This window comes from Arenibacter sp. F26102, assembly GCF_023015865.1.
GTDB lineage: Bacteria > Bacteroidota > Bacteroidia > Flavobacteriales > Flavobacteriaceae > Arenibacter.
Genome location: NZ_JALKBC010000005.1, coordinates 318,459 through 331,452 on the forward strand (window position 1 = coordinate 318,459; position 12,994 = coordinate 331,452).

At 36.0% G+C, this 12,994-nt stretch carries 12 protein-coding genes; 5 read left to right on the plus strand and 7 right to left on the minus strand.

Translation table 11 applies throughout. The annotated features are described in order from the left end of the window. Nucleotides 1-22 precede the first annotated feature (22 nt). From MWU78_RS09210 to MWU78_RS09225, 4 genes are read right to left on the minus strand one after another with little or no spacing between them, the layout of a single operon-like run. Nucleotides 23-448, minus strand: coding sequence for a hypothetical protein (locus MWU78_RS09210; protein WP_246997185.1), 426 nt, complete (start codon nt 446-448; stop codon nt 23-25). A 1-nt stretch (nt 449) separates the two neighbouring features. After that, nucleotides 450-1,658: a nucleotidyltransferase gene (locus MWU78_RS09215; RefSeq protein WP_246997186.1), complete on the minus strand. Its 1,209-nt coding sequence runs from the start codon at nt 1,656-1,658 to the stop codon at nt 450-452. 1 nt (nt 1,659) lies between these two features. Next, a complete protein-coding gene (locus MWU78_RS09220; protein ID WP_246997187.1) occupies nt 1,660-2,487 on the minus strand; it encodes a hypothetical protein in 828 nt (275 codons plus the stop codon). After that, nucleotides 2,484-2,666, minus strand: a complete 183-nt coding sequence (locus MWU78_RS09225) for a hypothetical protein (RefSeq protein WP_246997188.1) — start codon at nt 2,664-2,666, stop codon at nt 2,484-2,486. Before MWU78_RS09225 ends, MWU78_RS09220 begins: the two co-directional genes overlap by 4 nt. A 198-nt stretch (nt 2,667-2,864) precedes the next feature. Between MWU78_RS09225 and MWU78_RS09230 the strand changes: the two genes are divergently transcribed. The 4 genes from MWU78_RS09230 to MWU78_RS09245 all read left to right on the plus strand — a co-directional run bounded on the left by MWU78_RS09230 (nt 2,865) and on the right by MWU78_RS09245 (nt 7,359). Beyond that, a complete protein-coding gene (locus MWU78_RS09230) occupies nt 2,865-3,479 on the plus strand; it encodes a hypothetical protein (protein WP_246997189.1) in 615 nt (204 codons plus the stop codon). Further along, on the plus strand, nt 3,455-3,850 hold the full coding sequence (locus tag MWU78_RS09235) for a hypothetical protein (protein ID WP_246997190.1): 396 nt from the start codon (nt 3,455-3,457) through the stop codon (nt 3,848-3,850). The genes MWU78_RS09230 and MWU78_RS09235 overlap by 25 nt, the downstream gene beginning before the upstream one ends. Continuing rightward, on the plus strand, nt 3,837-4,637 hold the full coding sequence (locus tag MWU78_RS09240) for an ImmA/IrrE family metallo-endopeptidase (RefSeq protein ID WP_246997191.1): 801 nt from the start codon (nt 3,837-3,839) through the stop codon (nt 4,635-4,637). Before MWU78_RS09235 ends, MWU78_RS09240 begins: the two co-directional genes overlap by 14 nt. Before the next feature lie 1,147 nt (nt 4,638-5,784). Next, nucleotides 5,785-7,359, plus strand: a complete 1,575-nt coding sequence (locus MWU78_RS09245) for a CHRD domain-containing protein (protein WP_246997192.1) — start codon at nt 5,785-5,787, stop codon at nt 7,357-7,359. Between the two features lie 318 nt (nt 7,360-7,677). Here MWU78_RS09245 and MWU78_RS09250 read toward each other — a convergent pair whose 3' ends face one another. The 3 genes from MWU78_RS09250 to MWU78_RS09260 form a co-directional block, all read right to left on the minus strand. After that, a complete protein-coding gene (locus MWU78_RS09250) occupies nt 7,678-8,028 on the minus strand; it encodes a hypothetical protein (protein WP_246997193.1) in 351 nt (116 codons plus the stop codon). Nucleotides 8,029-8,405: 377 nt separating this feature from the next. Then, a complete protein-coding gene (locus MWU78_RS09255) occupies nt 8,406-9,188 on the minus strand; it encodes a hypothetical protein (protein ID WP_246997194.1) in 783 nt (260 codons plus the stop codon). Between the two features lie 206 nt (nt 9,189-9,394). Then, complete coding sequence (locus MWU78_RS09260) at nt 9,395-10,474, minus strand: metallophosphoesterase (RefSeq protein WP_246997195.1); 1,080 nt, start codon at nt 10,472-10,474, stop codon at nt 9,395-9,397. Between the two features lie 171 nt (nt 10,475-10,645). Between MWU78_RS09260 and recQ the strand changes: the two genes are divergently transcribed. After that, nucleotides 10,646-12,763 carry a DNA helicase RecQ gene (recQ, locus tag MWU78_RS09265; protein ID WP_246997196.1) on the plus strand — a complete coding sequence of 706 codons (2,118 nt, stop codon included), beginning with the start codon at nt 10,646-10,648 and terminating at the stop codon, nt 12,761-12,763. The last annotated feature ends 231 nt before the right edge of the window (nt 12,764-12,994 follow it).

The window sequence follows — 12,994 nt, forward strand, 5'->3', positions numbered from 1 at the left end:
GGGCAATGTGTGTGGAATGGGTTTAATGTTTGAATTCTTTGTCTAACCAAACGCCATATTTTAACCATAATTCATATGTTACTAACCATTTGGAAATCCAAGGAACTACATCCACAAAATTAAATGGTATAAATGGAGATAAATCAAATGGATGATATAAACAAAGGCTATGGTTGTTATATAAATGAGGTACTTTTTTGAATTTTATTTTCCCATCCATAACAAAAATGTTTTCTTTTCTCCCTTCTTTATTTGGATTGTATTCAAATACAATATCATAAGTCTTTTTACAGCCTTTAGGTTTTATTTTTCCACCTCCAATAAGTTTGCCGTCCTTTACAAAAGATTTAATCCAATCAAAATTGTCTTCAATTAGTTTTTGCTGAATATATGCACTAAGAAAATCTTTCGATATGTCTGGTAAACTATTTTTTTTATTAATATCCATTTTATTCAACACCACCAAAATTTCTATTCTCTTTGCTTCTATAGCCGCCAGAATTACTTACATTTCCAGACCTATCGACAAAAGTATTTCCAGACATAATTGTTACACCTGCTGCTTCTAATTGATTTCCTCCATTTTTTGCCATTTCTTTTAATTGCGCCGTTAGAATTCCTTTAATTCTATCACTTCCAAATAGTTCTTCGGCAACACCAAAATCTCCATTTTTAAGCTTTTCCCATTTTTCCTTATAACTTTTGGCAAACCTAATAAACTGAGTATAGTATTCTTTCTCTTTATCCCATTTTTCAGTAAAATCTTCGTCCGAATTTACTGGGTTTAGAACTTTTATTCTTTTGTAAACACCTTTACTTTCAAATAAGTATTGATAATCTGAATATCGTTGAACAATTTTATCTAAAATACTATCTATAGTCTGATAAATGGAAGGTTCTCCTTCATAGAATTCGCCAAAAATTGTGGTCAAAACGATACTTGAAGTTTTATATTTCGGATTCTTTTCAAAATATATATCTCTAAACCTCTTTGTTAATTGCACAGCTCTTTTTAGAGGTTCTTTACTATAGACATCATCATCTGGTATTTCTTCTTGTTCGGCTTTAACTTCATTTAATGCTGAAAATGATCTAAAAGCTTTATTTAAGTACGAGTTGTCTACAGTTTCAGCTTTTTGAATAAACCAATTTGAATAACCTTTTGGATTTGAAGATGACCAAGAACTTAATTCTCTATCAGGCACCATAATTTTACTGTCCCCATTAATTACTATGCAGCCAGGAAGAATGTCCATGTGAAAATCTCCGACATAATTAATGCGAGCACATCTGTTTTTCTTAACTAGCTTTTCTTTATATACATCACTAGCACTTAAAACTCGAATTAAGTGATTGTAAATTTCTGAAGAGGTGTAGTTGTAATAGAGGTCTCTTATCTCGACAGTAATATCCAAATCAAATTCTTCTTTTCCTCTTGGCTTTACGGTTGTTCCTATAGCTTTTGACCCTTGTGGATAAACTAAAAAGTCAACCTTTGAAAAAAACACTTCATCTTTTTCTAATATGTCATATACTGCATTATAAGCAGAGTCCATTCTTTGTTTTCTTGTCTCATCTAATTCTAATGAAACCGCAATTCGAGTTAATAGGTCTTCTCTTTGAAGTCCATTTTCGTGTAAATATTGTTGTAAATTCATTTTATATAATGTGTTTTGTATGTTGTCCTATTCTTATTTTACTATTATTAAAACACTCTTTACTTATATCATCTTCAGTAACAAAAGCATATTTCTTTGTAAATAATTTATTTTTCTCAAGATTAATTACTTCTTGAACTTGTTCTTCGCTTAGCTCTATGTTGAAAACATTATAGACAAGAGCATGATAAGTTTCATTCTTAAATCTTGTCTGTTTTGATAGTAAATTTTCTCTGGAGTATAAATATTCGGCTCTGATTGACTTAAAATTTTCTGATTTTAAAATTCCACTATCAATAAGTTCCTCTTGAAATTCTCGCCAGACACCAACTTCTCGGTCTTTACTGGATTTAAACCATTTCAAAACATCCGGCAAATACTTTGCTTTAATAAAGAATCTTAAATCTTTAGGATTCTTAGCATCTGGTTTTATGGATGCTTGCCAATCTTTGTATATGTCTTTATTTCCAACTAATTTATAAACTCCACCAACTGGTTGGTACTGATTTATCTTGCTTCCTTTAACTAGTAAATAACGTTCCGTTCCAGATAATTTTATTCTTATTAAATAGCTCAATGATACATACACAATCTTCTTCGGAATAAAGAGCCAGCATTTAACCGTTAGCCAAAAATATTTCCCATTGTTTTTAGCAATTTCATAAATGCCAACAACAGCAGTCATAATAAACCCTATAGCTGTTGTGACTAAGATTTCCTTATGAAAATCAGATGCGTTTTCTAAAATGAAGTACCTGTAAACTAAATAAACTATTGATACTATTATTGCAAAAAAGTAACCAAAAAATCTGTATTTTAAATTCCTCATTTATTTTTTGATTCGTTTGTTACTCCTTTAAATTTGCCTCCACTAGTTTTGACATCCATGAATTGACCATTAGTCTTATTGCGCTTGACATATAGGTTTGTTTTTGTATTCAATACTTGTGTTCTACTTTTAACAGCGCCTTTTCTGGCGTTATCTCCTACAGGTTTATTTTTTGCCATTCTTATTTTTTAAGATTATTATTTGTTATTTATAAGTATATGCTCACAAAATTTTATATTTTGCCATTAAAGACTAAGACAGCAATTAATGGTTATCTTATTATACCTTGTTCAACAATGGTATATGCTCATAGGTTTCATTTTTTTGCCATTAGTAATGGATATTTATTGATTACGATGAGCATACTCTATTGAAATATGGCAGTAGTAAGTAAAAATGAAATTCTTCAACACCTTGAATCTATCGATTTAAATGAGCTTTTGGATAGAATGGAGGCTTATGTGCGTACCCGTTTTTATAGTAAATCTGAAAAACTAAGAAAAGGTTTTGATTACTTGGACTTCTGCAATAATGTTTTAGCAAAAGCTTGCTTAGGCGTTAGAAATTGGGATAAAGAAAAAAGTACATTTGAAGAATTCATCTTCGGTTCCCTAAAGAGTGATTTGTATAACTTTTTCAGAAAACAAAGAGAGAGGGATGATTTACAAATAAGTGAAGCACCACAAGAACGAGAAATATACTTGATAGAGATTAACGATTATATTGACTTAAGTGAGATACAACAACAAGAAGAACCTCCGGATATAGACTTCAATAACATTACAGAGGATTTGATGAAATCATTGAAAGAGCAAGATGCTGATAAAATCGAATTGGGAGTATTCGAATGTTGGTTAGCAGGTTATGAAAAACCAAAAGAAATTGCTGAATTGTGTGGAGTCACTACCACAGATATAAATAATGCTGTTAAGAGACTTTCTAGAAAGAGAATAAAGCTACAAGAAAAATGGATAAGCTTAAAAAAATATTAGATAGAGGTTTTACCGAAAACTACCTTTACGGGAATATCAGCGATATTCGAAAAAGTTTAGTAGACTATGGTGTTGATTTAGATGTAAATCTTGAACGACAGAATAAATTGATAAAGCAATTAAAGTTTAAACTTCGTTCCTCTATAAATGAAGAAAAATATGATGCCTTACTAATTAGAGCTTCCCAATCCTTTCAGGATGCCATTTCTAAAGGATTAGATAAACCCGTGGCTTACTTGAATACCCTTATAAAGGAAAATAGAATTGCTGTTCAATACAACAATCTTGATAAACTAAGTTCAGATGAAATAAGGGAGATAATTAAAGACCAAAACTTGATTGAAATTATAGAATTACTTGAAAACGAATAACAAAGGTAAATGTAAGGCTATAGAGGTTTTGGATGATATTGGATTTGATGAAATCACAAATATTTCAAATTCGAAATTGGTAAGTGGTTTCGGCGTAATTTTTATTTCTGAACCTTTAGATAATGCCGATGGAAAAATAATTCGAGGAAAGTCTAAAACAATAATTAAAGTGAACTCTTCAATAATCTATCCGGAGAGAATTCGCTTTGTAATCGCTCACGAACTAGGCCATCATTTTTTACACGATAAATTAGAATTACATTCTGACAACGTAAAAACTCTTAATTGGTTTAATATTGAAAATCAAGCCAAAAGGGGACTACAAGAATATGAAGCCAATGATTTTGCATCAGAGTTATTGATGCCCGAAAGATTATTACGTGAATTTATTTATGGAAAATATTTTAGTCCCTCATTAATCAAAGAAATTTCAAATAGATTCAAAACCAGCTTAACATCTGTTGTTTACAGATTAATTGCCTTGGATATTATACCATTATTAGTTGTCTTTATTACAGACGGAGTGGTTAGATATTGGCGTAAATCAAACGATTTAAAAGGTTGGGTAAAAGATATTACTAAATTATCGCCACCTGAAGATTCAGTTGCCCAAGAATATATTGATGCCAATTATGATTTTATATATTCAGGTAGAGAGAAGGCTCAACAAATTTCTCGTTCTACTTGGTTTAAACTATATGAAAACCAAGAGGATTCCGAATTTATGGAGTATTGCATACCTACAAAACAATATAAAACTATAATAAGTATTATATGGGAGGCTTAAGTTTCAGTTTAATGGCCTAAGAGAATTTTGACAAAACAATAGGGGAGAGAAGTGTTAAGAATTTTAGGGGTCTGGTTGCTATCTTTCTTAACAACTAAAAAGGTTTTTTTACCATAGAGTAATCTTAAGAGTTACAATGAATCCTAAAATTTAGCGACCGACCCGTACATTGTTTCCAAAATTATCTGTTAGCCTTGATTTTTCCGGCCCGTACCTGAAGCGGGTACGTTCGGGCGGGTTGTATCTTTTTTATCAAGAAAAAAGATAGAAATAAAAGGTTAAAGGTTCCATTGCTGAATTTATATTTTACATAATATTAAAAGCACTTAAAGTTAAGCTTGAACCTTAGGATGGTGGTAGCAAGTGCTAAGAATTTTGCTCATAGAGAAAATATTAGCTTTTGCGGAAGGCTAACGAACAGTTTGTAATTTTTTAACTTAAATTTCGAATTTAAACTATTGGTTTCAATCAAAAACGAAAAGTTGAGTTTTTAATGGCGTGGGCCAAGCCGCTAAGAATTGAGTAAAAAATAATGCGCCACATGGCGTATTGATTTTTTTAAACAATAAGCGTTGGCGCGCGGCTATTTGATACTTCGGCTGCGCTCAGTACAGGCGCCACGGCAAATTATAGATACACGTGGCAAAATAGATTAGCCGGTGGCTGATTTATTTTGGCGGCGAGATGGCGCGCTGGCAAACGAACTTCTCAGTAAAACGACTTTTACATATGCGATAAAAATTGATTACCCTGTGGGTGATTAATTTTTTCGGCGGGTTGATGCTGTTGGCCTTGTAGGCGAAAAATCAATAACAATTTTACTACGTGGCGCAAATTAGCTTTGACATACGCAGTCTATTACTAACATCCGGTGGATGTTGATAATAGCTGGCGAGATGATGCGGGGGCTTATGATGCTAACGCCCCATATCTGCAATTATATCAAATAGCACAGCTATACGCTGTTTTACGCCATAGATATATTTGTTCTATAATTTACATTATGTAAAATAGACTTTTTGTATCCCCTTGTCCGTTCAAACTCAAAGGCCTCTTTCTTTAGGGTCAATAATTAAATCATCTCCAATAATCCCTCCCAATCCTTCGTCATAATTTTGTGGTCATATTAAACTCTAAATTATTTTATATGAAAAAGATAATGTATTTATTTTTGGCGGCATCTACAATTTTTGCCACCAGTTGTACTGACGATGATAGTACAGATCAACCCCCAGGAGTTTTTGAGGGCGAAAGCAAAACATACCAATTACAATCACGTTCGGATGCTTCCGTGTCCGGAACAGCCACCGTTGTGGAAAATGAAGACGGTACTGCTACCGTAAACTTAAAATTATCGGGTACCGCTGCAGGAAGTTTTCCCGCGCATGTACACGCCAATTCTGCGGCGGAGACAGGAGATATCATTATTGACCTTAATGCTGTTGATGGTGCTTCCGGAGAAAGTACTACCATAATAAGTGCTACCAAAAACGGTACGGCAATTACCTATGAGCAGCTATTGGAATTGGATGCCTATATTAACGTGCATCAATCCGCAACCGATCTTGGTACCCTTATCGCCCAAGGTGACATTGGTGTCAATGAACTTACGGCAGATTCCAGGGAATACGAGCTGAGCAGTGCTGCCGATGCCAGTATTAGCGGAACGGCCACTATCTATAAGCGCGTTAGTGGAGCTTCCCTTCTAGAGATCGCTCTGGAAGGTACTCCTGCTGACGGGGAACATCCTGCTCATATTCATTTGAATTCCGCAGCGGAAGGTGGTGATATTGCAATTTCCCTATCGCCCGTAATTGGTGCCAGTGGAAAAAGTTTCACTCATATTGAGGAAGACGATGCGGGCACTGCCCTTAACTATGAAGCCTTATTGGAATTGGATGGCTACATCAACGTTCACAAGTCCGCTACCGAATTAAATGTGCTTGTGGCTCAAGGTGATATTGGTGTCAACGTGCTTACCGGAGATTCCAAAGAATTTGCACTAAACAGTGTATTGGTGCCAACCATTAGTGGAACGGCTACGGTACACAAACGTTTAAGTGGAGCCTCCCTCCTAGAACTTCAATTGGAAGGTACTCCATCGGATGGGGAACATCCTGCACATATTCATGCCAATACCGCAGCTGAAGGTGGCGAAATCGTAATTTCCCTTTCGGCCGTAGCTGGTGCCAGTGGAAAAAGCTGGACACATATTGAGGCGGACGATGCAGGAACAGCAGTTAACTACGAGGATTTATTGGAATTTGATGGGTATATCAACGTTCACAAGTCGATCACCGAACTGGACGTCTTGGTCGCACAGGGCGATATAGGTCAAAACGAACTTACTGGCAATGAGGTTTCCTACGATCTAGCAGCAGTTAGCAATGCAGCCATTTTTGGTACAGCAACCTTTTCGGAGCGAGTAAACAAGGAGACATTGGTGACTTTGGAATTGGTTGGTACTACTGCAGGTGCAATACATCCGGCACATATTCATACTGGAGCTGTGGCAGATGCCCCTGGAGCGGTAATCGTAACTTTGGGCAATGTTATTGGAGATAATGGAATTAGCGTAACCAACGTTACCCAGGCCAATGCTGGCGGTACATTGGATTATGATGCCCTCTTGGCTATAGACGGATACATTAATGTACACCTGAGCGCCGAAGACTTGGACACCTTAGTGGCCCAAGGTAATGTTGGGGCCAATGTAAATTAAGGAACTTTAACTTCCCCTGAATACCAAAGCCTTGGATTGTAAAGATCCAAGGCTTTTTTTTATGGTCCAGTAGTACTAGATATGTTATATGGTAATTAAATGTTAATCAACACTTTAAGTGTATCTAGTGTTGTTTGTAAATCTTGGAAGTCCACTCTTAGCCTTTATTTTTGATACCTTTTTATAGAACCAGTTTTTATAAACATAAAAAAGCTCCGAATATAATAATTCAGAGCTTTTCTATCCTAATATTTCCATGATTACATTTCGCCCCTTTGTATGCTTAATGTGTATAATCGCGAAAAAATTAGGAATCCTTTAATATCGCAGTAGGTTACAATATTCCTCAACTGAATTCTGTAATTCAAGATAAGAACGTACCTGCGCCATTGTTTTTTCAAAGAGTTCAATCTTTAAATCTTTTTCCCTCTTTAGGGCCTTGATCAATTCTGCATTCGTATTTTTCAAGGATTCCAAAGTCTGTCTCAGGGTTTCAGATTTAATAAATAATGTATATGTATTGGGCTCATATACATAGGAGGTCATTTTTTTTTCCAATTGCTGCAAATCATTATTAGTTCTTTCCAACTTAAGGATGCATCCGCTATTGGAGGGTCTGTTAATTAAATTTTTACTGATTTTTCGGATTTTATCCACAGTTGTTTCCATATGACAAGATTTTTAGGGTTATCGAGGGGAACCAGTTTTTGTTTTACTCTTATAATCAACATTTATTTTTTGCAAGAAATAAGATACAAAAAAAATACCAATTTAATTTAGGTGAAGCCCTCATTAACACTAGTTTAAACGAAAATTAACACCTTCGAAATATCGACGTAGTTGGTAATTTCCTCGATAAAAGGTAGATAATCTTCGGAAAGCTTGGTTTTTATTAGCTTCCTACTGTTGTCAGAATTGTTTCCTTCCCTTCCACTCCCCTCTTGCTACCAACCATTAATTTAACAGTCAACAGGTTGGATTAGGGGCAAAAAGAAACCCCGATGGATTTCATCGGGGTTAAATAATATCGTTATTATTAGTTGTAACTACCAGCTTACTTCCTCAGTGTCGCCATTAGGGTAAGTTACTGTTCCTTTTTGGTCACAAGTACCGGCTCCAAAATCCAAGGAAGCTGTCATTCTATCAACCTCCAACTGCATTACGCCAGATGTTATAAAGGCGCAACCCAAATTCCATGATAATGGTTCGGTCACTGTAAATTCATAGGTAGTACCGTTCACCGTTATATCCCAATCTCCCGTACAGGTAGCATCGGCGCCTTCGGCATTAATGTTCTCAAGATACCAGGTAAGTATTTTATTTCCTTTCCATATTACAATATCTCCATTGGCGTCCTCAAAGGTAGCATCGGTAACTATTGTAAAAGCTGGACTGTTGGAAACTGAAAAATCGAAGGAAAAAGTCTTGGTACCATTTAGTATGTGGTCGTTAAAGGTAAAATCGGTAAAAGTGACCTCAAAACTACCTTTTGTACCATCGGTACTTCCATTATTTCCGGTAAGGACAATAGTTCCGCTTATAATTTTACCGTGAATATTACATTGTTCATAGGTTACCGAAATACTTTCTTCAGTAAATGTAATCGCTGCACAGGCAGTCTCGGTTTTGTTACTTTTTCCAGCTTTATCGTTGATGAGTAACTCTGAAACAAGCTCGTCCAGTCCTTCCGAAATGGAATTGACCTCCATTTGGGATTTAACTTGTTCGCTCGTTAAACTTTCATTATTCAATTCGTTCATAGCATCATTGCTACAACCCATAAAGAATAATACTCCAAAACTTAAAATTAAATAGTTTGCTGTTTTCATAGGATAAAGGGGTTTATACCATAATAATAGGGCGCTAAATTAAGCCCTTATATAATATTATGTTAAAAAAAACGAAAATATTCGACCTATAGTATGTTTTATTAAGAAATATCTTACAATAATTGCGATTTTGACAGGGATTTTACCCCTGTTTTTAAGGTCTATACCCTTAAATTCAACTATAATTAGCTATCAATTCAATAGAATTAATCCAATTTTATACTAAAATTATTGAATTCATCCTTTTGATAGGCCATTTTTTGTGTTGAAGGCGAGATAGCAAAATAAGGTGAAAAAGTGGTTGTGATAACGGTCTTGCCATCGGGTAAAAACTCCATGATGCGAAGCCAACCATCTCCCCCATTTCCATTCCAACCTCCACCCATGGCTTGTGCATTAAAAGTAATCTGATTCACTTTTTTGCCGGCGGCATTCCTATCTATTTTAAATGCGGTATGCTCTTTAAAATTGTCAGGGGAGCCAATATGGCCCGAAAATACCATTTCTACATTTTGGGATGGTGCCACTAATTTTTCCCAAATGTCCTTACCATAATTGGCATCTATTATCGGGTAGTTTTCCTTTTCCTTATGTTTGTTTTCGGCATTTAAATAGGAATGGGTAAGCAAGACCACGGTATGGTCCTTGTTTATTTCTTTGGAAATCTCGCTATTGGCCCATTGCAAAATCGTATCCCTTGGCGCAAATTCCAGATTCAGGAACAAAAATTTCCGTTTCTGGGGAGAAATAAATTCATATGTGGCATTCTCTACAGACGGCAAACCATCTATATTTTTTCCAGCCGCCCGTAACGTCTTTGCATTTAATAGGTTCCTATGCACAGGGAAATATTGATTGTAATTCGAATTTCGGTTTTCGATATTATTATAGCCAAAATCGTGGTTACCGGCCGCTAAAATATAAGGTACCTTTCCATCCAAACGTTCAAAGGCATGTGATACTGCCCTCCACTGATCCCGACTGGGCATATTGCCGTTTATTTTATCGGATACTAAAAGTTCGTTCTGTTCTACTAAATCCCCAGTACACAAAACCATTTTTATGTTTAGAGCATCAATATTTTCACTGATCCAGGCCGTCATGGTTTCCAAGGTGCCCTGATTTCTCTCGAATTTCACATAGGTCTGGGTGTCGGGGACCAAAATAATGGACCAGGAATCCGGATTGGTCAATTTTGGAGGTGTATAGTTTTCTTGTGCATGTAAAGTAGTGAAAACCGTCAATACGGAAACAAGAATAAGATAGTACTTACGACAGTGGTTCATTATGGTCAATTATTAAGGTTTGCAATGGATAAATTTAACATTTTAAAGATAAGACCAAGCAGGGAATCAGCCACTAATTAGATTTATTTTTAAGGATTTTAACGTCAATAAAGTTGTTATGGCACTTCAATTATGATTAATTTCGGCCACTCAACAATTTTACCGATATCCATGCCCGATTTCCAGAACGAATTATATCCCCATCTTAAAAAGTACTTTGGTTTTGATAGCTTTAGAGATCAACAGGAGGAGATCGTTACTTCGGTCTTAAAAAAGAAGGATTGTTTGGTGATCATGCCCACTGGTGGAGGGAAATCAATATGTTTTCAATTACCCTCCCTTTTGTTAAAGGGTACTACTTTGGTAATTTCGCCTTTGATTGCCCTTATGAAGGATCAAGTGGACGGACTTAAGGCCAACGGTATTCCAGCGGCCTTTTTCAATAGCAGTCAGTCCGCCGAAGAACAACATAAAATACTGGACAGAACACATAAGGGAGAGTTGAAATTACTCTATGTAGCCCCGGAAAGTTTGCAAGGCCTCTCCCCTATTTTAAAGGAAGAATTTATAAGTTGTGTGGCCGTTGACGAAGCCCATTGTATTTCTTCTTGGGGGCACGATTTTAGACCCTCATATCAACAATTGGGATTTCTAAAAAGTACCCTTCCCCTCACCCCTATTATTGCTTTAACGGCTACAGCGGACAAGGCCACTCGGGAGGATATAATGGCACAGTTGAAGATTACTAGGGCAAAACAGTTTTTGGCCTCCTTCGATAGGAAAAATATTGCCTTGGAAGTACGTGCAGCCCACGATAGGGTGTCCCAGATACTTCAATTTATAAAGCAAAGGCCCAATGAATCGGGTATTATTTATTGCTTGAGTAGAAAATCTACAGAGACTTTGGTGGCAAAATTTTTGGACAATGGCATAAAAGCAGCAGCCTACCATGCCGGTTTGGATTTTGAGAGTCGTAACAAAGTACAGGAAGAATTTATTTTCGACAAAACCCAAATTGTATGTGCTACCATTGCCTTTGGAATGGGAATAGACAAATCCAATGTGCGCTGGGTTATTCATTATAATATGCCCAAAAATATAGAGGGTTACTATCAGGAAATAGGTCGTTCCGGTAGGGACGGATTACCCGCCCAAGCACTTCTGTTCCATAGTTATGGCGATGTAATCCAGCTTCAACGATTTGCTTCCGGAGCAACAAATGAGGAAGTACAGTTGGCCAAATTGGATCGAATGAAGCAGTTTTCTGAGGCATCCACCTGTAGAAGAAAGATCTTATTGAGTTATTTTGGGGAATTTTTGGGGGAGGATTGTGGAAATTGTGATGTATGTAAAAATCCGCCGCAGTTTTTTGATGGGACCATTATTGCCCAAAAGATATTATCCACAATAGCTCGATTAAAGGAGTCGGAAGCAACGGGAATTGTAATTGATGTTTTGAGGGGAGCCCAAAATGCTGCTGTTTTGGACAAAAATTATCAGGAAATAAAAACCTATGGCATAGGTAAGGATATATCGTGGAACGATTGGCAACATTACGCTATTCAACTTATAAATCAGGGTTTCTGTGAGATAGCCTTTCATAAGAACAATGTTTTGCAGCTTACCCCCTATTCCAAAGACGTTCTATTTGGAAAAACAAGGGTATTGTTGAGTAAACCATTGAAGAAGGAAGAAAGGGTGGCTTTGGAAAAAGAACAAAAAACCAAAAAAGTTGCCAAAAACTCTCTATTTGAACGCTTACGATTATTAAGGTTTCAGATTTCTTTGGAGGAAAATATCCCCGCCTATTTGGTTTTCAACGATGCTACCCTGAAGGAAATGGAAGCCGAACGGCCAACCAGTGAGGAGGAACTAATGCAAATAAATGGAGTTGGCCAGCGAAAGTTGGAAGTTTACGGGGAAGAATTTATACAAGAGATAAAGGCCTTTCTAGCAGAAAAAAAGGTAAAGAAAAAAAAGAAGTCGCACACCTATCAGGACACCTTTGAGCTTTATAAAGAAGGTAAGAGCATTGAGGAGATAGCCCAAATAAGAAAACTAAAACCCACTACTATTTTTTCACATCTGGCAAAACTTTATACCGATGGCAAGGATGTGGCTATCTATGAGTTTGTTGATAAGAAAACGATCGGACTGGTTGCCCAAGCCAAAAAGGAACTCAAAGACCCGGAAGCTTTAAAACCTTATTATGAGTATTTTGAAGAGAAATTGGAATATTCTACCATTAGACTTGCACTTAGTGTTATTGAAAAAGAAAGGATTTTGTAAATTAAGTCGAAAGTTCTAACGGAGATTGAGCGTAGTCGAAATCGAAGGAGGGTAATGAGTTGGAAAATTAAATGTTAAAAGTTTAAGGTTACAAAGTTTAAAAATACAAAAATAAAAGTCATTTCGATCAAGCAAAAGCGAGGAGAAATCGCACTGGTAACTCCTGACTGTAATTAAAAGTTTAATGTTGTAAAATTGAATGTTGAAAGTACTATCGTCAGTTCCAGTGTA